The 23693-nt window shown below is 56.3% G+C and carries 20 protein-coding genes; 18 read left to right on the top strand and 2 right to left on the bottom strand.

Features of this window, described 5'->3' with window-relative positions; genetic code table 11:
• Window positions 1–42 precede the first annotated feature (42 nt).
• The 12 genes from C8P63_RS04530 to C8P63_RS04475 all read left to right on the top strand — a co-directional run bounded on the left by C8P63_RS04530 (window position 43) and on the right by C8P63_RS04475 (window position 13465).
• Window positions 43–633, top strand: a complete 591-nt coding sequence (locus C8P63_RS04530; RefSeq protein WP_108022142.1) for a uracil-DNA glycosylase — start codon at window positions 43–45, stop codon at window positions 631–633.
• Window positions 634–995: 362 nt separating this feature from the next.
• On the top strand, window positions 996–2705 hold the full coding sequence (locus C8P63_RS04525) for an ABC-ATPase domain-containing protein (RefSeq protein ID WP_245920684.1): 1710 nt from the start codon (window positions 996–998) through the stop codon (window positions 2703–2705).
• Between the two features lie 13 nt (window positions 2706–2718).
• On the top strand, window positions 2719–3153 hold the full coding sequence (rnhA, locus tag C8P63_RS04520) for a ribonuclease HI (RefSeq protein ID WP_108022140.1): 435 nt from the start codon (window positions 2719–2721) through the stop codon (window positions 3151–3153).
• A gap of 147 nt (window positions 3154–3300) precedes the next feature.
• The gene (gene queG / locus C8P63_RS04515) at window positions 3301–4470 is read left to right on the top strand and encodes a tRNA epoxyqueuosine(34) reductase QueG (protein ID WP_108022207.1); all 1170 of its coding nucleotides are present in this window, start codon (window positions 3301–3303) and stop codon (window positions 4468–4470) included.
• A gap of 7 nt (window positions 4471–4477) precedes the next feature.
• The gene (locus tag C8P63_RS04510) at window positions 4478–5017 is read left to right on the top strand and encodes a methylated-DNA--[protein]-cysteine S-methyltransferase (protein WP_108022139.1); all 540 of its coding nucleotides are present in this window, start codon (window positions 4478–4480) and stop codon (window positions 5015–5017) included.
• Window positions 5018–5281: 264 nt separating this feature from the next.
• Window positions 5282–7078: an ABC transporter ATP-binding protein gene (locus tag C8P63_RS04505; RefSeq protein WP_108022138.1), complete on the top strand. Its 1797-nt coding sequence runs from the start codon at window positions 5282–5284 to the stop codon at window positions 7076–7078.
• Complete coding sequence (locus tag C8P63_RS04500; RefSeq protein WP_108022137.1) at window positions 7035–8780, top strand: ABC transporter ATP-binding protein; 1746 nt, start codon at window positions 7035–7037, stop codon at window positions 8778–8780. Before C8P63_RS04505 ends, C8P63_RS04500 begins: the two co-directional genes overlap by 44 nt.
• 13 nt (window positions 8781–8793) lie before the next feature.
• Window positions 8794–9300, top strand: coding sequence for a GNAT family N-acetyltransferase (locus C8P63_RS04495; protein WP_108022136.1), 507 nt, complete (start codon window positions 8794–8796; stop codon window positions 9298–9300).
• 12 nt (window positions 9301–9312) lie between these two features.
• Window positions 9313–9606 carry a hypothetical protein gene (locus C8P63_RS04490; protein ID WP_146172107.1) on the top strand — a complete coding sequence of 98 codons (294 nt, stop codon included), beginning with the start codon at window positions 9313–9315 and terminating at the stop codon, window positions 9604–9606.
• Between the two features lie 122 nt (window positions 9607–9728).
• Complete coding sequence (locus tag C8P63_RS04485; protein WP_245920682.1) at window positions 9729–10640, top strand: amidase domain-containing protein; 912 nt, start codon at window positions 9729–9731, stop codon at window positions 10638–10640.
• Between the two features lie 434 nt (window positions 10641–11074).
• Complete coding sequence (locus C8P63_RS04480; RefSeq protein WP_108022133.1) at window positions 11075–12439, top strand: cytochrome ubiquinol oxidase subunit I; 1365 nt, start codon at window positions 11075–11077, stop codon at window positions 12437–12439.
• Window positions 12440–12442: 3 nt separating this feature from the next.
• Window positions 12443–13465, top strand: a complete 1023-nt coding sequence (locus tag C8P63_RS04475; protein WP_108022132.1) for a cytochrome d ubiquinol oxidase subunit II — start codon at window positions 12443–12445, stop codon at window positions 13463–13465.
• 149 nt (window positions 13466–13614) lie between these two features.
• On the opposite strand, the gene C8P63_RS19460 is transcribed toward C8P63_RS04475, so the two are convergent.
• Window positions 13615–13821 carry a DegV family protein gene (locus C8P63_RS19460; RefSeq protein WP_245920681.1) on the bottom strand — a complete coding sequence of 69 codons (207 nt, stop codon included), beginning with the start codon at window positions 13819–13821 and terminating at the stop codon, window positions 13615–13617.
• On the opposite strand from C8P63_RS19460, the gene C8P63_RS04470 reads away from it, so the two are divergent.
• From C8P63_RS04470 to C8P63_RS04455, 3 genes are all read left to right on the top strand, one after another.
• Window positions 13744–14883: an FAD-dependent oxidoreductase gene (locus tag C8P63_RS04470; protein ID WP_342748054.1), complete on the top strand. Its 1140-nt coding sequence runs from the start codon at window positions 13744–13746 to the stop codon at window positions 14881–14883. The two genes, C8P63_RS19460 and C8P63_RS04470, sit on opposite strands and share 78 nt — an antisense overlap.
• 624 nt (window positions 14884–15507) lie before the next feature.
• Window positions 15508–15972 (top strand): tRNA (cytidine(34)-2'-O)-methyltransferase, encoded by a 465-nt coding sequence (locus C8P63_RS04460; RefSeq protein ID WP_108022130.1) that lies wholly within the window; start codon window positions 15508–15510, stop codon window positions 15970–15972.
• 48 nt (window positions 15973–16020) lie between these two features.
• Entirely contained in the window at window positions 16021–16740 is a 720-nt protein-coding gene (locus tag C8P63_RS04455; RefSeq protein WP_108022129.1) for an HAD family hydrolase, read from the top strand.
• A 54-nt stretch (window positions 16741–16794) separates the two neighbouring features.
• Here C8P63_RS04455 and C8P63_RS04450 read toward each other — a convergent pair whose 3' ends face one another.
• The gene (locus C8P63_RS04450; RefSeq protein WP_108022128.1) at window positions 16795–18432 is read right to left on the bottom strand and encodes an amidase domain-containing protein; all 1638 of its coding nucleotides are present in this window, start codon (window positions 18430–18432) and stop codon (window positions 16795–16797) included.
• 1145 nt (window positions 18433–19577) lie between these two features.
• On the opposite strand from C8P63_RS04450, the gene C8P63_RS04440 reads away from it, so the two are divergent.
• From C8P63_RS04440 to C8P63_RS04430, 3 genes are all read left to right on the top strand, one after another.
• A complete protein-coding gene (locus tag C8P63_RS04440; protein WP_108022126.1) occupies window positions 19578–21476 on the top strand; it encodes a PrkA family serine protein kinase in 1899 nt (632 codons plus the stop codon).
• A 94-nt stretch (window positions 21477–21570) separates the two neighbouring features.
• Window positions 21571–22725: a sporulation protein YhbH gene (gene yhbH, locus C8P63_RS04435; RefSeq protein ID WP_108022125.1), complete on the top strand. Its 1155-nt coding sequence runs from the start codon at window positions 21571–21573 to the stop codon at window positions 22723–22725.
• 39 nt (window positions 22726–22764) lie between these two features.
• Entirely contained in the window at window positions 22765–23247 is a 483-nt protein-coding gene (locus tag C8P63_RS04430) for a hypothetical protein (RefSeq protein ID WP_108022124.1), read from the top strand.
• Window positions 23248–23693: the final 446 nt, after the last annotated feature.

Raw genomic sequence — 23693 nt, 5'->3', positions numbered from 1 at the left:
TTGTATGCAATAATAAGGAAAAAGAGAGGGAGGGGAACCGGATTGGATCTGGAATCCGTACATAGACGCCATGCTGATTGCACCCGCTGTCCCCTTCACCGGGGGCGCACCCGGATCGTGCTGGGGGAAGGAAACCCCCGATCACCGCTCATGTTTGTGGGGGAAGGGCCGGGGGCTGACGAAGACCGGCAGGGTCGCCCCTTTGTCGGTCGGGCGGGACAATTGTTGACCCGGATGCTGGAAGCAGCGGAAATTCCCAGGGAGGAAGTGTTTATCACCAATATTGTCAAGTGCCGCCCCCCGGGGAACCGGACGCCCCATGAGGAGGAAATGAACACTTGTATCACCATTCTCCGGGAACAGTTTCTCGCCATTCGTCCCCGGCTGATCGTGACCCTGGGATCGGCCCCGACCCGGGCCTTGATCGATCCCCGGGCGCGGATCACCCGGATCCGGGGCCGCTGGATCGAACGGAAAGGAATTCGGATGATGCCCACCTTCCACCCGGCTTATCTTCTACGGAACCCTGCCGGAAAGAGGGACGCATGGGAGGACTTCCAGGCGATCCGGGACGCCTACCGGGAAGTTCTCGCCGGCGGAAATGGACAGCGGAAACGGACAGCGGAAATTTGACCCCGTGTCCCGGAAGGCGTTATTCTGAAAGATACGGCAATCGTTCCGATCTCGCTTCCGACTTCCCTTTTCCTGTCTTATGGATGGGTGATCCACCCCTGCCGGGGGATGTCATTCCCCCGCAACGCTGGACCTCAAACCCTGCGGTCGTGGTTGACGGTTGCAGGAAGCGGTGTCCTGCTGCAAAGAGAGCCGGAGTGAAGCGACCCTTGCCACGGACAAACATGATTTCCTTGCCGGATGGCCAACAGGTCGCCGTGGCTGACAACGATCGACTCCATCGATGGTGAACCCATACACCTGTTAGGGTTGGAAGGAACGGGAAATAAATAAGGAAACACGGCTCCCGAACCAGAGGAGGTATGGATTTGAAACGGTTGAAACAGACATTATCCCGAATCGACGGAAAAGGTTATAAGGCGTACAAGGACCTTCAGGGGGAATACCGCTTTCCCCATTTTCAACTGATGATCGACTACGTTCAGGGGGACCCCTTTGCAGCCCCTTCCCGCATTCGGGTGCGGATGCCCCAGAGCGAAGCGAAGATCCCCGAAGAGTGGTTCACACAACCTCACCGGAAAGTGGCCCTGGAAGACTGGATCGCCCGGGTTTGGGCGGAGAAGGCCGCCCGCTACTCCTTCCGGGCCAAAGGGACGGGCAAAAGCGGCCTGATCGGAGTGGACCGCCCCGGACAGGAAATCCTGCCCCGCACGGCGGCGGTGGTGACCCGGGATTATGTGGAGGTGCGGGTCACTGTGGGTCTTCCCGCCCAGGGACGCCGGGTCCTCGGCCGGAAAGCGGAAGAGATGCTCTGCGACTACTTGCCGAGGCTGGTCATGGAGGCCACTCCGGCCGACTCCATCGACCGGGAAGGGGTGGAAGAGCGGATGAAGCTGGTCGACAACCAGCGGGCCATCCGTCAATATCTGAAGGAAAAAGGCTGGATCGCCTTTATCGCCAACAGCGCCGTTCTTCCCAGGGAGAGCGGCATCAGCGATCGTCCCCTCAAAGGAGAGAACGTGGTGGAGTTCCGGGCGCCGGAATCGTTGGAGGTTTCGGTGAAGGTCCCTCACGGAAGCCCCATCCGGGGAATGGCCATCCGTGACGGGATCACTTTGATCGTCGGGGGTGGATACCACGGAAAAAGCACCCTTCTGAACGCCCTGGAGCGGGGGGTTTACGACCACATCGCCGGGGATGGCCGGGAATATGTGATCACCGATGCCGAAGCAGTCAAAGTCCGGGCCGAAGACGGGCGTCGGGTGGAAAAGGTGAACATTTCCCCTTTCATCAACAACCTTCCTTTCGGACGGGATACGGTCCGTTTTTCCACCGAAGACGCCAGCGGGAGCACCTCCCAGGCGACCAACATCGTGGAAAGCCTGGAGATGGGCGCCTCCTGTCTCCTGATTGACGAGGACACCAGCGCCACCAACTTCATGATCCGGGACGGTCGGATGCAGAAATTGGTGGCCAAAGGGAAAGAACCCATCACCCCCTTCATCGACAAGGTGCGGCAGCTTTATGAAGAGAAAGGGACCTCCAGCATCTTGGTCCTCGGTGGTTCCGGCGACTACTTCGATGTGGCGGACACGGTCATCATGATGGATGAATATCTGCCTTATGAGGTGACCCGGGAAGCGAAAGAAGTGGCCCGGATCCAAACCAACGACCGGAGCCGGGAAGGCGGTGAGGAGTTCGGTGAAGTGACCCCGCGCAAAGTTCTCGGAAAAGGATTCGATCCAAGGAAAGGCAAAAAGGAAAAGGTGGACGCCAAAGGGCTCCGGTCGATCCAGTTCGGATCGACGGTGGTGGACCTCTCCGGCGTGGAGCAGCTGGTCGATGTCAGTCAGACCCGGGCGATCGCCGAAATGATGCGCCTGATCGGGAAGAAGGCGGACGGCGGGAAGACGCTGAGGGAGTTGATCGAGGCGATTTACGCAGAGATCGGGCAAAAGGGTTTGGATGTGATTTCACCTTTCAAAGGACAACATCCGGGGGACCTGGCCCTGCCGCGGAAGCATGAAGTGGCGGCGGCTGTCAACCGGTTGCGGACCTTGAGGGTTCTGTGAGGAGGAGAGGGGTTTGAAAGAGGTTACGATCTACACCGACGGCGCCTGTTCGGGCAACCCCGGCCCGGGGGGGTGGGGGGCTCTTTTGATTTACGGGGACCGGCGGAAGGAACTCACCGGCGGGGAAAAGAAAACGACCAACAACCGGATGGAGTTGACTGCCGCCCTTGAAGCCCTCCGGCGGTTGAAGCAACCCTGCAAGGTCAAGCTCTATACCGACAGCGCCTATCTGGCCAACTGCTTCAAACAGAAGTGGTATCTCAACTGGGAAAGGCGGGGCTGGGTCAACAGCCGGAAGGAACCTGTGGAAAACAAGGATTTGTGGCAAGAACTGTTAAAGGAAGTTCGGAAACACGACGTGGAATTCATCAAAGTGAAAGGCCACAGCGACGTCGAGCTGAACAACCGTTGCGACGAACTGGCCCGGGGCGCCATTCCCAAGGGTTGACCGCATATAAAAGCGGTCTGTTCGACTCGTAACCGTTATAAAATAACAATAACAATAATCCGGTCATGAACCGGGCGGTTGTTGTGTTTCCGTGTTATCATGGAAGTAAACCAAACCTGTGAGAGAAAGGAGGGCGGGGCGATGAAAATGGAGGCGGCCGAGATCAAAAAAGCGTTGCAGATGGAGGCCAAACGGCTGAAAATCGACAAAATCGGATTCGCGTCGGCGGAACCTTTCACCGAGTTGAAAGAACGGTTGAAGCGCCATCGGGAAGCCGGGTTTGAGTCGGGTTTTGAGGAACCGGACCTGGATAAGCGGACCGACCCGCGGAAAATTCTTCCCGAAGCCCGATCCATCATTGCCATCGCCCTCGCTTATCCCACCAAGATGGAACAGCCGCCCGTTTCCAAACCCGGAGCATACAGGGGGGTGTTTTGCCGGGCATCTTGGGGAGAAGATTATCACAATGTGCTGAAGCGGAAACTGGAAGGATTGAAAGCCAAGCTGCTGGAACTGGTTCCCGGGGCGGCGGCGACCGTGATGGTGGACACCGGCGCTCTTTCGGATCGGGCCGTGGCTGAACGGGCCGGGATCGGGTGGAGCGGTAAAAATACCTCGATCATCACGCCGGAGTTCGGCTCCTGGGTGTATCTCGGCGAGATGATCACCGATGTCCACCTTCCGCCGGACCAGCCGGTGACCGAAGCCTGCGGCGATTGCACCGCCTGTCTGGATGCCTGTCCCACCGGGGCCCTGGTTGCTCCCGGGCAACTCAACTCCCGGGCTTGTCTGGCCTACCTGACCCAGACCAAGGGGTTCCTTGCCCCGGAGTACCGGGATCTGTTGGGAGGATACCTCTACGGTTTTGAGACCTGCCAGGCGGTCTGCCCCTACAACCGGAAGAAAAACTTCACGCACCACGAGGAATTTACACCGGATCCCGAAAAGGTACGACCCCTTTTGAAACCCCTGCTTCAACTGAGCAACCGGGAGTTCCGCGAGCGCTTCGGTTCGATGGCGGGGTCCTGGAGAGGGAAAAAACCGATTCAGAGAAACGCCATCATCGCCCTCGGGCGGTTTCGGGACCGGACCGCGGTTCCGGATTTGATCCGCCTTTTGAAAGAAGATCCCCGCCCCGTGATCAGAGGGACGGCGGCTTGGGCCCTGGGAAGGATCGGCGGACCGGAAGCAGCGGATGCATTGAGCCTCGCCGGGAAAACAGAACGGGATCAGAAAGTGAAGGAGGAAATCGAAAAGGCCCTGGATGAATGCCGTGGGGAAGAAACGGCGAATCACAGAACGTACAGGGAGGCTTAGAGGTATTATGGTCTCAGCTTCACGAGTCCTCGTGTGGAGTGAAACGGACAGCCCGGTCGGTCCCATTACGCTGGCCATGACAGGAAAGGGGCTTTGCAGACTTGACTTCGCGAAAGGGGCACAGGCCCCCCTGTTCCTGGAACGATGGGCTAAGGAGTGGCTCGGCTCCATCCAGTTGGAGCGGAACGACTTGGAACTCCGATCCGTTGCCCAGCAACTCAACGAATACTTCGAAGGGAATCGCCGCCGGTTCGATGTGCCTGTGGACCTTTATGGAACCGCATTTCAAAAGCTGGTTTGGCAACAGCTCCAAACCATTCCCTACGGGGAGGTCCGCTCCTATAAAGATGTGGCTCAGGCGATGGGGGCACCCAAAGCGGTGCGGGCCGTCGGCGGCGCTAACAACCGGAACCCGGTTTCGATCATTGTTCCCTGCCATCGGGTGGTGGGCTCCAACGGATCCCTCGTTGGCTATGGGGGAGGCCTTGAAATCAAGGAATTCCTGCTCGGACTGGAGGGAGCGCTACCCCGCCAGGCCCGGGCATGACCACCCCTGCTTTTTGCACTTTTATTCGTTTTTACCGTTTGGGATCCAACGCTTCACCTGTCGATTTCGACGGGGCGGGCAGTCGTCCGCCCCTTTTTTGTTTGTCTGAAACAACTGCGCCGGGCTTATACAGCGTGCTATAATGGATATGGAATGGCACTTTTTGTATCCGGTATTTGTTCCGAACGGCTCCGTCCCGCCCGGGAGCTGCACTGCCGGCGGGCGTATTTTTTTAGCCGATTTTAGGACAGAAGGGGAACGCATATGCGCATTTTTCGGGACCTCTGGTGGTTTTTCAAACAGGAAAAGAAGAGTTACATCCTCGGTGTGGGGGTCTTGCTGGTGGTGGCGCTCCTGGAGATTTTCCCTCCTTATGTCGTCCGGTTGGTGGTGGATGCCATCGAGGGGGAGAAGTTGACCACGGGCTTTCTGCTGAAGTGGCTGACCCTGTTGGCCGTGGCCGGCATAACCATGTATATATTGCGTTATTTCTGGCGGATTCTTCTGTTTGGCGCCGCTTTCCGCTTGGGGCAACAGCTCAGAGGGGAGCTGTACGCCCACTTTACCCGCATGTCTCCCCGTTTTTTTAACCGCCGGCGCACGGGTGACCTGATGGCCCACGCCACCAACGACGTTCAGGCGGTCCGGGTGACGGCGGGGGAAGGAGTTCTCACCTTTGTGGATTCGCTGGTGCTCGGGGGATTGGTGGTCCTGTCCATGGCCGTTTTCATCAGCTGGAAACTCACCCTGATCGCCTTGGTCCCGATGCCGTTCATGGCCTGGGCGGTCGGCCGGTACGGAAAATGGATGCACGAGCGGTTTCTGAAGGCCCAGGCTGCTTTTTCCGACATTAACAACAAGGTGCAGGAGAACATCTCCGGAGTGCGGGTGGTGAAAGCTTTCGGCCGGGAAGAAGCGGAGAAGCGATCCTTTCATCGGTTGTCTCTTGACGTGGTGGAGAAGAACATCTCCGTGGCCCGGATCGATGCCCTGTTCGGTCCCACCATCTCCCTGATCGTAGGGGTCTCCTTTTTTCTGACCGTCGCCTTCGGGGCGGTGTATGTCACGAACGGGGAGATGACGATCGGGCAATTGACCCAGTTCACCCTCTATCTCGGCCAGCTGATCTGGCCGATGCTGGCCTTCGGGTTTCTGACCAACATCATGCAGCGGGGGCGTGCCTCCTACGACCGCATCCGATCCCTGTTGAACGTGGAACCGGACATCTCCGACCGGGAGGGGGCTGTCACCCGGCCGGCTTCGGGGGAAATCCGCTTTAACCTTTCCCGCTTTACCTATCCGGAGGCGGAAACGCCGGCCCTCCACCGGGTTCAAGTGACCGTGCCGCAGGGAGCCACTTTGGGTGTCGTGGGTAAGACCGGCAGCGGGAAGACGACGCTGTTCCGGTTGCTGCTCCGGGAAGTGGAAGGTCCCCCGGGTTCCGTTTCCATCGGGGGGATTCCCGTGGAAGAGTACACCCTGTCGGCTTTAAGGTCGGCGATCGGCTACGTTCCCCAGGATCATTTCCTCTTTTCCGCGACGATCCGGGAGAACATCGCTTTCGGCCGGCCGGAAGCCACTGACGGGGAAATCGAGCGCGTGGCCCGTCTCGCCCGGGTCCATGAGGACATCCTCCGGTTGGAAGAAGGATATGACACCCTTGTCGGGGAGCGTGGCGTCACCCTCTCCGGCGGTCAGAAACAGCGTCTTTCCATCGCCCGTGCCCTGTTGTTGGATCCGGAAATTCTGATCTTGGATGATTCCCTGTCCGCTGTCGATGCCAAAACCGAGGAGAAGATCCTTGAATCTTTGCGAAAAGAACGGGCCGGAAAAACGACCTTGATCGCCGCACACCGGCTGTCGGGGATCGAGCATGCCGACGAAATCCTCGTACTGGAGGACGGAGCCGTTATCGAACGGGGGACCCACCGGGAGTTGTTGGAGCAAGAGGGGTGGTACGCCTGGATGGTTCGGCGTCAGTATCTGGAGTCCCTCATCGAAAAAGGAGGTGGGGCCGATGGTGATGAGGCGGTTGCTCGGTTACCTCAAACCTCATCGTAAGACTCTGATCTGTGCTTTTATCCTGTTATTGCTGGCGACCGGAGCGGAAGTGGCGGGTCCGCTGTTGGCCAAGATCTTCATCGATGATTATCTCACCCCGGGGATATTTCCCGCGAAACCCCTGGTTTTCCTGGGGGGCGCTTATCTGGGTCTCCTCTTGGCAGGAGTGGTGATGCAGTATTTCCAGCAGTTCACCTTTCACCGAATCGCTCTCCGCGTGATTCAGCAGTTGCGGGTCGACGTATTCGGAAAAGTCCAGCACCTGGGTCTTTCCTTTTTCGACCGGATGCCAGGCGGGGCCTTGGTGTCCCGGATCACCAACGACACCGAGGCGGTGAAGGAGCTTTTTGTCAGCGTCCTCTCCACCTTCGTTCAGAATCTTGTCCTGATCCTGGGGGTTTTTGTCGCCCTGTTTCTGCTGAATGTGGAGCTGGCGGCCTATTGCCTCGTGCTCCTTCCCCTGATCTGCGGACTCATGGTGGTTTATCGGCGTCTCAGCCATCGGGCTTACAGAGAGGTGCGGCGAAAGCTCAGCGAATTGAACGCCAAGCTTTCGGAATCGATCCAGGGAATGAACGTGATCCAGGCCCTCCGCCAGGAAGGACGCCTGAAGCGGGAATTCGGGGTGACCAACCGGGAGCATTATCTTGCCAACATGCAAACCACCCGGTTGAACGGACTGCTTCTCCGGCCCGCCGTCGACCTGATTTATCTTCTGACGATCATGGCCGTTCTCACTTTTTTTGGCATCGGCATGGAGGAAAGTGCCGTTCAGATCGGGGTGCTCTATGCTTTTATCAACCTTCTGGACCGGATGTTCGAGCCGGTCAACCAGATGATGCAGCAACTCTCTTTTCTCCAGCAATCCCTCGTTTCCGCCTCCCGGGTGTTTGAACTGCTGGACGAGGAGCGTCTGGCGCCTGCCCGGGAAGGATCGGGAAATCCGGAGATCACCCGGGGTCGCATCGTTTTCGACAACGTCACCTTCTCCTATGACGGGAAGACCGATGTGCTGAAAAACATTTCCTTTACCGCCGAACCCGGTCAGACCGTGGCCCTCGTCGGCCATACCGGGAGCGGAAAAACCTCCATCATCAACCTGTTGATGCGCTTTTATCCCCTGAAGAAGGGGAGGATCACCATCGATGGGGTTCCTCTCGAGAGGTATCGGGACGATGAATTGAGGAGGAAGATGGGACTGGTGTTGCAGGATCCGTTCCTGTTTGTGGGGACGGTGGAGGACAACATCCGGTTTCACCATCCGGACCTGACGGATGCGGAGATCCGGGAGGCGGCCCGGTTTGTCCAAGCGGACAGCTTCATCGAAAAACTGCCCAAAGGGTACCGGGAACCGGTCGGGGAACGGGGGGCCACCTTTTCCAGCGGTCAGCGGCAGCTTCTCTCCTTTGCCCGCACCATGGCCCTGAACCCCCGCATCCTGGTGTTGGATGAGGCGACGGCCCACGTCGATACGGAGACGGAGGAGAAGATTCAGGAAGCGCTCTCCCGGATGCGGAAGGGGCGGACCACGATCGCCATCGCCCATCGCCTGTCCACGGTGCAGGATGCGGACTTGATTCTGGTGCTCCACCGGGGCGAGATCCTGGAGCGGGGGACCCATCAGGAGCTCTTGGCCCATCAGGGTCTCTATCACAAGATGTACCGGCTGCAACAGGGGATGGAGGAGAGTCAAACCGGTTAAAGGGGGAAACGGGATGGAAATCCGGTTGTTGTCACCTGAGGATGCGAAAATCTACCGGGAATGCCGGCTCCGGATGTTGCGGGAACATCCGGAAGCCTTCGGGGCTTCCCATGAGGATGAGAAGAAACGCCCTCTTCATGAGATCGGGGAGCGGCTGGCAAAGACGGACGATCGGTTCGTCCTGGGGGCCTTCGACCGGGAACGGCTGGTCGGGACCGTGGGCTTTTTCCGGAACCGGGGAGCGAAAACCCGTCACAAGGGGCTGGTTTGGGGGATGTACACGACCCCGGAAGTCCGGGGACGGGGCATCGGAAAGGCGTTGTTGGAATCGTTGTTGAACAGGGTCCGCAGCCGGCCGGGGCTGGAACAGGTCCATATCACCGTCGCGGCTGACAACCGTCCCGCGATCGGACTGTATCAATCCATGGGCTTTGAAGTGTACGGACGGGAAGAAAAAGCCCTGAAACTGCCGGATCGGTATGTGGACGAAGACTGGATGGTTCTTTGGCTGAATCGCTAGGATGGGGGTGGAGTGATGCGCCAGCTCTCGATGAAAAACAGATTTGGGCTCTTCCTGTTGTCCGGGGCAGTGTTGATCGCGGTCAGTTTTTATGTGGAGTCGTTTTACCCCGCTTTGTTTGGAGCCCTTCTCCTCCTGGAAGCGATCAAACTCCTGGTGAAGTTGTTCAATCAATCCGTCCGGTTGGAAGTCTCGTTAACCGTCAATCTGAATGAGCATCGGTGGAACGAGCTGAAAGAATGGTTGAGAGAACATGCCTATGAGCATGAGATTCATCAAATAAAGGGAGCAAGAGACAAAGAATAAAGGCTCCGAAAGAAACCCCGCAACGCCTTTCCGGTTCATACCCCGCGTCCGACGTCATATGATGGGAAAGAGATGGGTTCGAAGGGACGGTGCCTATGGAAAATCGTTCTTGGAGGCAGCCCGTGACCACCTGGTTCCGCGGGCAGAACCAGCTGTGGGTGGAAGGGGAACCGGACCGCCTCTTCGATTGGGTGCTGGACGGGGATGCGGACTGGGTGGAGAATGAGCGGAACCGGTGGTTGAGGATCCGGGAACAGCAGCGGGAACGTGAGATCAAACCGGTCAAGGGGGAGACCCGGATCCGGGTGGTCCGGGAGGAAAAGGACGAATCGCAGGTATGGATGCGGTTGGTGGTTCACCAACGTTTTCTCTACGCCTTGTCCGACCGGCTGTTTGAACAGGAGGAAATCAACGGCTACCGGGTGTCGCTCACGGAAGGAAGCGACGGGTGGTCCATCGATGAATGCCGACTGGATGAGACGATGGACACCGATGTGGACCAAGGATGGACCTATTACCAGCCCCCCGAAGAAGGGGGGGTTTCCGGCAAAGGGTACAATCGAATCAAGGCCGTTCAATATGCCGAAGCATGGTGGAACGGGGCCAATCCCCGTTACCGGAAAATGGAGGATGATTGCACAAACTTCATCTCCCAATGCATCCACGCCGGAGAGATCCCCATGGACTTCGCCTTTCGCCGGGACCGGGGATGGTGGTACAAAGGAGCATGGGAAAACTGGAGCTACAGCTGGGCCGTGGCCAACAGCCTGCAACGGTACCTTGCCTCCGGCGGCGCCATGGGTGCCCGGAGGGTTTCCTCCCCCCAGGAACTGCAAATGGGGGATGTCATCTGCTATGACTGGGATGGGAACGGGCGTTGGCAGCACAATACCATCGTCACCGCAGTTGATCCCATGGGCATGCCACTGGTGAACGCCCACACCGTCAACAGCCGGCATCGGTATTGGGATTACCGGGATTCCCATGCCTGGACGCCAAACGTCAAATACAGCTTTTTTCACTTGGAAAATTAACCCGCCGGCCCATGGGGAAGGCGGGTTTTTTGTTGCGATTTTCCGACAGCGACCTCGGATTGGAATAGGATTCCAATCCTTCGCTCACCTTAAGATGGAACCGCTAGAAGCGTTGTGATTGAATGTTCGTTTCGAGAAAAGGGAAAGCGTTTACCCAAAATAGCGACTTTGCTGTCCTGCCCAGCGGAGAATCAGCCTGCCAGGGCGTTCAGGGGCAAAAGCTTCTCTGTGTTGCATCCGCAGGCGTTTTGCCCCTGCCCGCAGCAGGATGATTTGGAGCGGACAGTGCAACCATCTCTGCAGGACAGCATAGCGAGACCGGGGAGCGCAAGCGACCCAGGCGAGACTTGTGCTCTGTGAGTGCAGCCGGAGCGACTTTGGGTAAATGCTGACGCTCACTTTTTCACAACGCTTCCAGGAAAAAGGTGAGGATCATGGATGAATTAACGATTGCGCGTTCGCTGTTCGGGAGCTCGCTGGCTTTTCACATCATTTTTGCCACCCTGGGGGTGGGACTGCCCTTTATGATTCTGGTGTCGGAGATCGTTTACCAGATCACCCGGGACCGGGATTACACCGTGATGGCCAAGAGATGGACCAAGGCTCAGGCCATCCTGTTGGGGGTGGCCATCCCATCGGGTACCATCGTGGCGGTGCAACTGTCGCTTTTGTGGCCCAAATTCATGGAAGTGGTGGGGGAAGTGATCGCCCTTCCCTTCCAGATCGAGTTGTTCGCGTTTTTCCTGGAAGCGCTGTTTATGTCCATCTATGTGTACGCTGCCGACCGCCTCTCCCCCATCACCCGGATCGTCAGTGTGTTCCTGGTGGCTTTGGGGGGGAGCGCTTCCGCGGTGTTGATCACCTCGGCCAACGCCTGGATGAACACTCCGACCGGATTCAAAGCAAGCGGAGGAAAAATCACCGAGGTTCATCCCCTGAACGCGTTTTTCAACCCGAGCTTTCCGTCGGCGGCCCTTCATGTGTTGGCCTCCGCTTACATGACCGGGGCCTTCGCCATCGCCGGGCTGGCCGCCTGGAGGATGCTTCACCGGAAATCGGAAGATCGGGAGTACGGATACCACAAAAAGGCCCTGATGATGTCCCTGGCCGTCGGGGGGCTCATGTCCCTCGCCACCGCTTGGAACGGCCATGCCGCAGGCCAGGTGTTGTATGACTACCAACCGGAAAAGCTGGCCGCCGCCGAAGGCCATTTTGAAACCCGGGCCTATGCCCCCCTGGCCTTAGGGGGAATCGTCGATCCGGACAAAGGGGAGCTGGTGGGGGCGATCAAGATTCCGTGGGCCCTGAGCTTTCTGGCCGACAACCGGTTTGATGCGGTGGTGAAGGGGTTGAACGATTTCCCAAGGGAAAACTGGCCCCCCTTTTACGTCCATACCCTGTTCAACCTGATGGTGGTCATCGGGGTCCTTCTGATCTTTCTCTCCTTCCTGGCCTGGATCCTCCAATGGCGTCGTCGGGGGAAGAAGAAAACGAGCCTGCCGCGCTGGCTGTTGGGGACTCTGGCTCCTTCCGGCCTGTTATCGATGTTGGGGATTGAATTCGGGTGGGTTTTCACCTGCAGCGGAAGGCAGCCCTGGACGGTGTATCATTACCAGCGGACGTCGGAGGCGGTAACGGATGCCGCCGGATTGGGACTCTGGTTCGTCGTGTTCATCGGGCTCTATCTCCTGCTCCTCGTCGGCACGGTGATCGTGATGCACTCTTTTTTCGGCCGGCATCCGCTGAGGGAGGAACTTGAAGGGATCCAACAAGAGTATCCGGCGGAAGGGGAGTGGTGAGGAATGGATGAAGCTATCCTGGCGATTTCCCTTGTGTGGCTGTTTGTCTTCATCTACGCCATCCTGGGCTCGGTCGATTTCGGGACGGGTTTCTGGGGGATGGTCTATACCCGGAAAGGGGCCCAGGCCGGTTCCATCGCCAACCGGTTCCTCTCTCCCACCTGGGAGGTGACCAACGTTTTTCTCGTTCTGCTGGTGGTCACCCTGGTCGCCTTTTTTCCGGCGGCGATCTATTCCTTCGGCATGGCCCTGTTGATTCCCGGAAGTTTGGTCCTGATCCTGCTCACCATCCGGAGTACCTTTATGGTCTTTCATCACTCCGTGCAACGCTTCCGCAACACCTTGGATATCGTGTCGGGGGTGACCGGTGTGCTGATCCCGAGTCTTTTGGTGAGCGTGCTCCCCATCCTGACCGGGGGATTTATCGATCCGGAGACCCGGACCCTCCGGATAGGGAAACTTTTCACCAGCCCGGTGACCTGCGCGTATCTGGCATTTGGCCTGTCCAGCGAGCTCTTTCTGTCTGCGGCCTTCCTGGCGGATTATTCCCGGGAAGCGGATAATGAATCCACCTATCGTGTTTTCCGGAGGCACGTGGTTTGGCTGGGCCCGCTCACGCTGGCAACCGCCGTGCTCACCACCTTTCTGATGGGACGGGAAGCCGTCTGGCTCCGGGATCGCCTGCTGGAGGAACGTCTGTGGTTCTTTCTTTCCTTTGCCGCTTTTTTGATCGGCTACCTGGCGCTTTTTTGGAAGAGTCGGGACCCGGGGAAATCCCGGGGGCTTCCCCGGTTGTCCTTCACCCTTTTCATCACGCAGTACGCCCTGGCATCCTTTGCTTACGGCAGGGCGCATCTGCCGTATCTGGTCTATCCCGACCTGACCGTGGCGAAAAGCGTGACCAACCCGGAAATGTTCCGCTATCTCCTCGTATCCTATGCCATCGGACTGGCGATCCTGGTTCCGGGATTTTATCTCTTCTGGCGGCTGTTTCTGAAAGACAAGCGGTATCTGCATCAGAGATAATCATTCAGGGGGATGGGATGGCTTAAAAGCAACAAAGGCTGCCGACCTTCCCTTTTGGTCAGCAGCCTTGACACCCCGAGCGGGGTGTTCTTTTTTCGCCGGATTGGAGATGCAGCCGGAGCGGCTTCGGGTAAATGCTGCAGCGCCGCTCACTTTTTCACAATACTTCTAGTCTCCGAGTCGATGGGGTCGACCACCAGGCCCAGCAGACCGGGGCCGGTGTGGACCACAAGGGCGGGGCTGATGGCGCTGACATACAGTTCGCGGACGTTCTCCAGATCTTTGAATCGTTCCTTCAAGGCTTCGGCTTCCTTCTCCGCTCTTCCCTGCAGGATGGCGCGTGCGGGTTCGTCCACACCGTCACGCCCTACGATCCGGAGGTCTATAAAGTACTGGCAGTGGAGATGTTGCAAGAAGCCGGGGTGGATCTGTTGGTCCACAGTTTTGTGGATGATCTGACCGTAAAGGAGAGTGCCATCCATTCCGTCCAACTGACCACCAAATCGGGACGCTTCTCCGTTTCCGCCGATCTCTTCATCGATACCACGGGGGACGCCGACGTCGCCCACCTGGCGGGGGCCCCCACGGAAAAGGGGCGACCTGGTGACCGTAAAACCCAGCCCATGACTTCCAAGTTCCGCATGCGCGGGGTGGATCTGAAAAAGGTGAAAGAGGCCATCCTGGCCGACCCGGACAACTTTTACCCGAAAACCCCGGTGAAGGAACTGCCCGATCTGCCCCTGACCGCCGTCCAGGGTTTTTATTCCCAGTGGAAAGAGGCCGACCTGCCGATCAACCGGGACCAGGTTCTGTTTTTCGCCGGTCCGGCCGATGACGAGGTTCTGGTGAACATGACCAGGGTCCAGGACCTTGACGGCACCGATGTGGAAGACCTGTCCCGGGCCGAATACGAAGGGCGGAAACAGGTATTGATGGTGGCGGACTTTTTGAAAAAGTGGATTCCCGGCTTTGAAAACGCCGGCATCTCCAACGTGGGTGCCCAAATCGGCATTCGGGAAACCCGCCGAATCGTTGGGTTGTACACCCTGCAGAAGGAAGACGTGATCGCGGGACGACACTTTGAAGATGTCATCTGCCGAAGCGGCTATCCCATCGACATCCATTCCCCTTCCGGAAAAAACGTGGAGGTGGCCTGGGTGTCGGGAGACGGCGCCTTCGACATCCCCTACCGTTCCCTCGTTCCCCAAACTGTCAAAAACCTCCTCGTGGCCGGCCGTTGCCTGTCCGCTTCCCACGAAGCCATCGCCACCTCACGCCTTACTCCGAGCGCGATGGGGACCGGCCAAGCCGCGGGAACGGCGGCAGCCCTGTGTCTGAACAACGGGTGTGCACCGGCAGATCTGGATGTCTCCTTGCTGCAGGAGGAACTGGTAAAGGATGATGTGGTACTGTCTTGAGGATCCCACTTCGTAACAGTCGATGTTGGGCCGAGTTAAAGACCGGATCCAAACGGGATCCGGTCTTTAACTTTTATGGAGGGTAAATTGCAGGATCTCATCCAAAAATTCATGCGTGGGATGCTGGCCGATGGGTCAGTCAAGATGGAAGTAAGGTGACTTCATACTTGTATATCAGCTGGTATAACCTGGGCAGTATAACGGTGGGAATATCCTCTTGGCAGAGGAAAGAGGCACCGCAAACTGGGCGGGGTCGAAGCAGAGAGCATTTTTCCACAGCATGGAGTCGGGTACCTTCAGCAAGCGGAGATTTTCCGTGGCTTTGACAGAGGCGAACATGCATTCGTTCCCAGGCGATCATAAATACATAGATGAACACAGTGACGAGGGCCGGCACCCCAATTTCCACAATAGGGTCGCGCATTCAATCTCCACAATACCCTTGCGGTATGCTCTCCCAAGTCTGACGGGGTCTACCACCCTCACATTCCCTTCGTTCAACCTGCCAAGGGGTGGAAGACAGGGGGATCCTTCGCAACAGGTCGTCCCCGTATGATCAATTCTGGAGTACCAATTCGGTTTCCGTTATAATAGAGCAGGAATGGATCGGAAAGGAATGGAATCATGCCGTTTCACATCTGTTTGGTTGAACCGGAAATCCCCAACAACACGGGAAACATCGCCCGGACCTGCGCGGTGACCGGGGCCGTGCTCCATCTGGTCCGGCCGCTGGGCTTTTCCACCGATGACAAATACCTGAAACGGTCGGGAATGGACTACTGGTACAAGGTGGATGTCCGGTACTATGACTCTTTTGACGAGTTGACTGCATCCCTGTCGGGGAGGCGCTTTTTTTGTGCCACGACCAAGGCGGAGAAACGCTACACCGACTTCTCCTACCGGGATGAAGACGTCTTTGTCTTCGGAAAGGAGTCCAGAGGGCTTCCGCCTGAAATTCTGGAAACCCACCGGGAGACGCAGATCCGGATCCCCATGCGTCCGGTGGTCCGGTCCCACAATCTGGGGAATGCCGCCGCGATCATCCTGTACGAAGCACTCCGGCAGACGGATTTTTCGGGGCTGGAATGAACAGAAGCAACCAACAAGGGATTGGCGACAGGAGAGGGGAAAGAAACCATGCTGAAGGTTTGCTGCTTCGATTTGGACGGGACACTCTTGCCGATGGACACCGAAGCCTTTATCGCACAGTACTTGAAGGAACTGGCTCCCTATGTGGCCCATGTACTGCCGCCGGACAAACTGGTGCCGCTGATCTGGGACGCCACCAAAACCATGATTGCCAATCAAGATGAAACCCTGACCAACGAGAGGGTGTTCGAAAAGAGGTTCCTGGCTCAATCCGGCCTGAAGAAGGAAGAGATCTGGCCGCTCTTCGACCGGTTCTACGCCGAACGTTTCCCGACCCTGAAGAAATACGTGGAGCCGTCGCCGCTTTCCCGTCAGGTGGTCGAGGCAGCCCTCGACCGGGGCTATCGGGTTGCCGTCGCCACCAACCCTGTCTTCCCCGAGGCCGCCATCCGGGAGCGGATGCGCTGGGCCGAAGTGGAGGATCTGGTGGAGTGGGTCTCCGTCTACGAAGAAACCCACTTCTGCAAACCCCAGCCTGGCTACTACCGGGAAGTGGCGAAGGAGATGGACGTCGGGCCGGAGGAGTGCGTCATGATCGGAAACGACGTCCAGGAGGACATGGTGGCGGGCACCGTCGGCATGAAAACCTACCTGGTCACCGACTACCGGATCGACCGTGGAGAACCGGCCTACACCCCGGACCAGGAAGGCACCCTGGAACAACTCCTCACCGACATCCGGGAGGGAAACGGGGTTTTTGAGAGATAATAATGGATATACAGAGAAACCCCCTGCATTTTATGCAGGGGGTTTTGTGTGGATTCAGTTTTTGACGGTTTCCATCTTCCAGGCGTAGACGTTAGCTTTAACAAACCACTCATTGACCAAGTTATCTTTTTTATCATCAGAGTGATAGGTGGCATAGACCAGACCGTTTTCAATTTTGGTGATGATAACGCTGTGATCAACGTCGCCATCCTTTGCGAAGTCCACGCTCATGATGTCACCCACTTTGAGATCGGGGATGTTGGCGGTATTTTGGGCACCACGGGCCAACTTCATATGACGGTAGAAGCTGTGAGCAACAGTCCAAGTCATGGACGGTTGTTCACTGTTGTAATACCAGTAATCCGCCCAGTCCCAACGGCCTCCCTTTCGCTCTTTGATGCCGCCGGTTTTTACAACCTGGGAGATGAAGTTGGTGCAGTCATACTTATAAGAGCGGTACTCGGGGTTCCGCTTGTTCCACCATTGATAGGCATAATCCACCGCTTTTTGACGGTTGTAACCGTTAGCCTCCGTTCCGAGGGTCTGTTCCGGTTCTTCCGTATTGGTACCGTCCTGCTGTTGTTCCCCGGACTGGGTGTTGTCTTCGGAGTTGGTGCCATCCTGCTGTTGTTCCCCGGACTGGGTGTTGTCTTCGGAGTTGGTGCCATCCTGCTGTTCCGCGGACTGGGTGTTGTCTTCGGAGTTGGTGCCATCCTGCTGTTCCGCGGACTGGGTGTTGTCTTCGGAGTTGGTGCCGTCCTGCTGTTGTTCCCCGGACTGGGTGTTGTCTTCGGAGTTGGTGCCGTCCTGCTGTTGTTTCCCGGACTGGGTGTTGTCTTCGGAGTTGGTGCCGTCCTGCTGTTCCGCGGACTGGGTGTTGTCTTCGGAGTTGGTGCCATCTTGCTGTTGTTCCCCGGACTGGGTGTCGTCACCGGGTTTGATGTCTTCCAAATTATCTTTGATGGACTCGGTGGTGTCTCCGGAGTTTGTGCTGTCTTGTTGGCTATCCCCGGACTGGGTGTCGTCACCGGTATTATCTTGTTGCCCTTCTTTGGAGGGTTCTTCATTCCCGGTCTTTTCCTTTCCTGTTCCGGGTTTCACTTTGGGACCGAGATCAAAGGGAAGCAGGCTGATCAGTTCCATCCGTTCCTCTTTGGTCAGCCCCTCTTTCTTGGCTTTTTTGACCAGTTCCCGGATCCGGTCGTTGATCAGTTTGTTTTCGTATTTATCAACCCATTTGGCGTAGTCGATCATTTGCTTTTTTTGTTGAGAAGAGGAGTTGTCCCCGGCACCCATGGCCTCCGAATAGACAAAGTCCCGGTAATCCTGGTTGTCCAGGTCCACTTTGATGTTCTGGTCTTTCGCCTTTTGATCCACAATTTTAGCGGCTTGCGGAGCTTTCTGCTTCACTTGTCCTTTCGAAAGAGAGATTTCATTGTAGTAGCTGACGTTATCCACCAGTTCTTCATCGGACATCTTGGCGTATTCTTCCGGCGTCGGAGTTTTCGGAGCGTGGGCTTGTTTTTGAGAGGCCGAGTCGACGGAACGGTCGCCGGACTCGAAGGCGCCGGTGTACGCCAGGGAACCGACCAGGAGAATCACCGCCAGGCTGGATGCCACGACGACTTTGCGGTTTTTGAGCAGCTCTTTCAGTTTGCTGTCCTGCTTCTTGTGTTCTTTCCGGCTATCCAATGTCCCTGTCTCCTTTTCTCACAAAATAAAATGATAAGAAATAAGCGAAAAATCTTCCAGAACGACTTTATCATAATCATTGAGACAAAGCGAAGTCAATAGACTATAAGGTCTAAAGATGTTCCTCAAACTTCCATCAACGATCTTTAGAAGCGTTGTGATTTCATGTTCGTTTCGAGAAAAGGGGAAGCATTTACCCAAAATAGCGACTTTGCTGTCCTGCCCAGCGGAGAATCAGCCGGCAAGGGCGTTCAGGGGCAAAAGCTTCTCTGTGTTGCATCCGAAGGCGTTTTGCCCCTGCCCGCAGCAGGATGATTCGGAGCGGACAGTGCCTGCATCTCTGCAGGACAGCATAGCGAGACCGGGGAGCGAGCGACCCAAGCGAGACTTGTGCTCTGTGAGTGCAGCCGGAGCGGCTTTGGGTAAATGCTGCCGCTCACTTTCACAACGCTTTCAGGGGAAAGTCAGACGAAAAAGGCTGATGATGCAGAAACCGGTCATTTTCCAACCAACTACCTCTCATCTTTCGCCCCCTTTCGACATTCTATAAATATACTTCGAGTGGCCCGGGGATTTTGTGTCCACTTCGGCAGTAAAAACGGAAATGAGTAAAATAGTAAGAGAGATCCGACGGAAATCCGGTGGAAGGTCGGGGAGAGCAGGTGGGTGGAACGGAAAGGGGACCGGATCGGACTTTTCCACCAACAAAGGAAAAGGTACCACGCGGAAACGGGCCCTGTCGGCCTTTCAGGGGGAGGACCGGACATATCCACACGCTTGTCCCCGTTTTCCTGTGGTTTGACCCTCAAGGGGATCCGGGTCCGGCACGTGTCTGTTGACCGGAAGGATGGAGGGTATGTATAAACACCCTGATAAAACTTTCCTATCCGTTAACGCGATAAAGTTCACAAGTTTTATTACAAGACATCCGTCCTCCCCTCCGGGCGGCTTTTTTTCTTGTATTTACAGGAATCCCGGCGAAACATTGTCCCCGCCTTCGCATACATATATACTACCCCGTCGAACCGTCTGTCCTTTTCTGCATGCTAGATTTGAAAGGACACATGAGTCGGGGGGACATTGAATACCTTAATTAGCACTATGGCATATTCAATCAGCGGCCGGGAGCTGAGAGGAGGCTTCTGATGGACATCCTGAAACGTATCGCCGAAAAACGGGAGAGGGAAGAGAAGCTGGCATGGGAAGGGACCTTCGGTGAGTATATCGAGATGGTCCGGGAACGTCCGGAGCTGGCCCAAACCGCTCATTCCAGGGTTTTCAATATGATCGCCGATGCCGGGATCGAGAAGGATGACAACGGAAAGACCCGTTACCTGTTTTTCAGTCGGGAACTCTTCGGTCTGGACCGGGCCATCGAACGTCTGGTGGAAGAATATTTCCATTCCGCCGCCCGCCGGCTGGACGTCCGCAAGCGGATTCTTCTGCTGATGGGACCGGTCTCCGGCGGCAAGTCCACCATTGTCACCTTGCTGAAGCGGGGGTTGGAACAGTACTCCCGCACCGATGCGGGGGCGTTGTACGGGATCAAGGGTTGCCCGATGCAGGAAGAACCCCTTCACCTCATCCCCCAATCGATGCGGCCGGAGGTGGAGAAAGAGCTGGGTGTCCGGATCGAAGGAAACCTGTGTCCCGCCTGCCGTCTCCGGCTGAAGGAGGAATACGGCGGACGGATCGAAGATGTTCCCGTGGAACGGGTGCTGATGTCCGAGGACGACCGGAGAGGGGTGGGGACGTTCAGCCCGTCGGACCCCAAATCCCAGGATATCGCCGATCTCACGGGGAGCATTGATTTCTCCACCATCACCGAATACGGATCCGAGTCCGACCCCAGGGCCTACCGGTTCGATGGGGAACTGAACAAGGCCAACCGCGGTCTGATGGAATTCCAGGAGATGCTGAAATGCGACGAGAAGTTTCTCTGGAATCTCTTGTCCCTCACCCAGGAAGGGAATTTCAAAGCCGGAAGGTTTGCTTTGATCAGCGCGGATGAGCTGATCGTCGCCCACACCAACGAAGCGGAATATAAATCCTTTATCGCCAACAAGAAAAACGAAGCGCTCCAGTCCCGCATCATCGTGATGCCGATCCCCTACAACCTGCAAGTGACCGAAGAAGAGAAGATTTACGAAAAACTGGTCAGACAAAGCGATCTGAGTCATGTGCACCTTGCCCCCCACGCCCTTCACACCGCGGCGATTTTCAGTATTCTGACGCGGATGAAGGACTCCAAAAAGCAGGGAATGGATCTGGTCAAGAAAATGCGTCTCTATGACGGCAAGTCCGTCGACGGATACAAAGAAGCCGATGTCGAAGAGCTGCAGAACGAACATCTGGATGAAGGCATGTCGGGCATCGATCCCCGGTACGTGATCAACCGGATTTCCAGCGCCATGATCCGCACCGAAGCCCACTGTCTGAACGCTCTGGATATTCTGCGGGCAATCAAGAACGGTCTGGATCAACATCCGTCCATCAGCAAAGATGAGCGTGAACGTTATCTGAATTTTATATCTATTTCGAGGAAAGAATACGATGAGCTGGCCAAAAAAGAAGTGCAGAAGGCATTTGTCTATTCCTACGACGAATCAGCCAAAACGCTGATGGACAATTATCTGGACAACGTGGAAGCCTACTGCAACTGGACCAAGATCAAGGATCCACTTACCGGGGAAGAGCTGGATCCCGACGAGAAGCTGATGCGTTCCATCGAAGAGCAGATCGGTATCTCCGAAAACGCCAAAAAGGCCTTCCGGGAAGAGATCCTGATCCGGATTTCGGCTTATGCCCGCAAAGGAAAAAAGTTCGATTACAACAGTCACGACCGGCTGCGGGAAGCCATTCAGAAAAAGCTTTTCGCTGACCTGAAGGACGTGGTCAAAATTACGACCTCCACCAAAACCCCGGATGAAAACCAATTGAAGAAGATCAACGAGGTGACCGCCACGTTGATCGACAAATACGGCTACTGTCCCACCTGTGCCAATGATCTCCTCCGGTATGTCGGGAGCCTGTTGAATCGTTGACAAAATGGCAGAGAGGACGTTTCATGGCATGATCGGGTGAGTCCCACATCAGGTACTTTTGTATGAAAGAATTCGGGATGGGAGGTGAACCGATATGTCTGACCCCGGTTTCATCGTTTCCCGGGAGGACTGGTCCCTCCACCGGAAAGGGTACCAGGACCAGCTCCGACACCAGGAAAAAGTGAAAGACGCGATCAAGAAAAATATGTCCGACCTGATCAGCGAGGAAAACATCATTCTCTCCGACGGGAAAAAAGTGGTGAAGATTCCGATCCGGTCCATGGAGGAATACCGCTTCCGCTACAATTACAACAAGGGGAAACATGTCGGTCAGGGGAACGGAAAGAGTCAGGTGGGGGACGTCATCGGACGGGAACCCGCCAAGGCCGGGCCCGGCAAGGGGAAGGGGGCGGGAGACGCGCCCGGTCACGATTACTATGAAGCGGAAATCTCCGTGGAAGAGCTGGAGGAAATTCTCTTTTCGGAGATGGAGCTTCCCCGGTTGAAGCAAAAGGAGCAGGATGAACTGGAAGTGCAGGACATCCGCTTCAACGACATCCGAAAAAAAGGATTGATGAGCAACATCGCCAAGAAACGGACCTTGCTCGAAGCCCTGAAGCGAAACGCCATGAAGGGAAATCAGGGTTTCGGCCGCATCTCCGACGAGGACCTTCGGTTCAAGACCTGGGAGGAGATCGTCATCCCCCACTCCAATGCCGTCGTCCTGGCCATGATGGATACCAGCGGCAGCATGGGGATCTTTGAAAAATATATCGCCCGGAGCTTTTTCTTCTGGATGACCCGGTTCTTAAGGACCCGGTACGAGAAGGTGGAGATCGTCTTCATCGCCCACCACACCGAAGCCAAGGAAGTATCCGAAGACCACTTCTTCAACAAAGGAGAGTCGGGGGGAACGATCTGTTCCTCCGCCTACCGCAAGGCCCTGGAGATCATCGACGACCGTTATCCGCCCAACCGCTACAATATCTACCCTTTCCACTTCTCCGACGGCGACAACCTCACCTCGGACAATGAACGCTGCGTCAAACTGGTGGGTGAACTGATGGATCGAAGCAACCTCTTCGGCTACGGCGAAGTCAACCAGTACAACCGCCATTCCACCCTGATGACGGCATATAAACACATCCCCAACCCCAAGTTTATGCATTATGTCATCCGGGAGAAAGGGCAGGTGTACGACGCCTTGAAACATTTTTTCGAGAAAAAGCAAGAAGAAACCGCGGTGTAAAGGAGAAACCCTCCGCCTTTCCGGAAGGAGAGGCGGGGGTTGTGTTTGATTTTAAAGGGAAATCCGTCGATCGTGGTGAAAGAGAGTGGACAGGTACGGGGGGAAGAAGTATCGTACGCTCCCAAAGATTTCAGTGATTCGGAAGGAAAGATCATCGTTCGTTGTTTTGGAGGTGGAAAGAACCATCAACCGCCATCATTTCATCCGCCTGGGTGCCATATCAACACCAACGGATACAACAACAACCTGATTGCGGTGGCGAACCCCCGTCGGGAGGTGCTGTTTTTCAGGGAAAACACTCCCCATCTGTCGGTCGACCTGAATCCCGGAGAATATGTGGTGTGTGTCATTGTTCATGGGAAAATCTCCCTGATGGAAACCCGCAGACTGAAGGTTCCGGAGAGGGGGGACAGCGACACTTATCCCGTGAAAGGGGAAACCGACCGCTATCTCTCATCGGAAACGGCTCAGGAATACATCGATCGGATCAAGAAAGACAAGCGCCTCCCGAAACCCGGGTAAATTCGGATCGAAATACGAACCCCCGCCTTTCTGAGAGAGGCGGGGGTTTTTCGTTGTCACACATTGTCACTAAATTCACCTCACAACACCGGAAGGAGGCGCTGATCGCCCGGCCAACACGACCAAGCCCAAGAAGTGCATCCCTCTCTCCCCACCGGATCGATTCCGAGAGCGTCGGAGAAAAAATATGAAAATGGAATCATATTCTTCGTCGTGTTCCACAAAAAAAAAAGAAACCCTCCGTCCCGAGGGGGCGAAGGGTTCGTAGGGATTGGGTGTGCTCCTCGATCTTGATCATACACCAACACGCAGAATGATGCATTACATAAATGGTACCAATCCAACCAAAAAGGACCGCAATCTTACGGTTTTTCCAATTGTACTGGCATTGTGTTCCACGGAGGGGATCGAATCCGATCCGAGTGGCCCGTCGTGTCCGCCGGGGG

The organism is Melghirimyces profundicolus (genome assembly GCF_003054245.1).
GTDB lineage: Bacteria > Bacillota > Bacilli > Thermoactinomycetales > DSM-45169 > Melghirimyces > Melghirimyces profundicolus.
Note: the sequence above shows the minus strand (reverse complement) of the source record. Positions and strands in the feature narration are given on the sequence as shown.

Coding starts and splice junctions, on each gene's coding strand:
- C8P63_RS04525 (WP_245920684.1), top strand. CDS start 996: ATGGATTTGAAACGGTTGAAACAGACATTATCCCGAATCGACGGAAAA.
- queG (WP_108022207.1), top strand. CDS start 3,301: ATGGAGGCGGCCGAGATCAAAAAAGCGTTGCAGATGGAGGCCAAACGG.
- C8P63_RS04510 (WP_108022139.1), top strand. CDS start 4,478: ATGGTCTCAGCTTCACGAGTCCTCGTGTGGAGTGAAACGGACAGCCCG.
- C8P63_RS04505 (WP_108022138.1), top strand. CDS start 5,282: ATGCGCATTTTTCGGGACCTCTGGTGGTTTTTCAAACAGGAAAAGAAG.
- C8P63_RS04500 (WP_108022137.1), top strand. CDS start 7,035: ATGGTGATGAGGCGGTTGCTCGGTTACCTCAAACCTCATCGTAAGACT.
- C8P63_RS04495 (WP_108022136.1), top strand. CDS start 8,794: ATGGAAATCCGGTTGTTGTCACCTGAGGATGCGAAAATCTACCGGGAA.
- C8P63_RS04480 (WP_108022133.1), top strand. CDS start 11,075: ATGGATGAATTAACGATTGCGCGTTCGCTGTTCGGGAGCTCGCTGGCT.
- C8P63_RS04475 (WP_108022132.1), top strand. CDS start 12,443: ATGGATGAAGCTATCCTGGCGATTTCCCTTGTGTGGCTGTTTGTCTTC.
- C8P63_RS04460 (WP_108022130.1), top strand. CDS start 15,508: ATGCCGTTTCACATCTGTTTGGTTGAACCGGAAATCCCCAACAACACG.
- C8P63_RS04455 (WP_108022129.1), top strand. CDS start 16,021: ATGCTGAAGGTTTGCTGCTTCGATTTGGACGGGACACTCTTGCCGATG.
- C8P63_RS04440 (WP_108022126.1), top strand. CDS start 19,578: ATGGACATCCTGAAACGTATCGCCGAAAAACGGGAGAGGGAAGAGAAG.
- yhbH (WP_108022125.1), top strand. CDS start 21,571: ATGTCTGACCCCGGTTTCATCGTTTCCCGGGAGGACTGGTCCCTCCAC.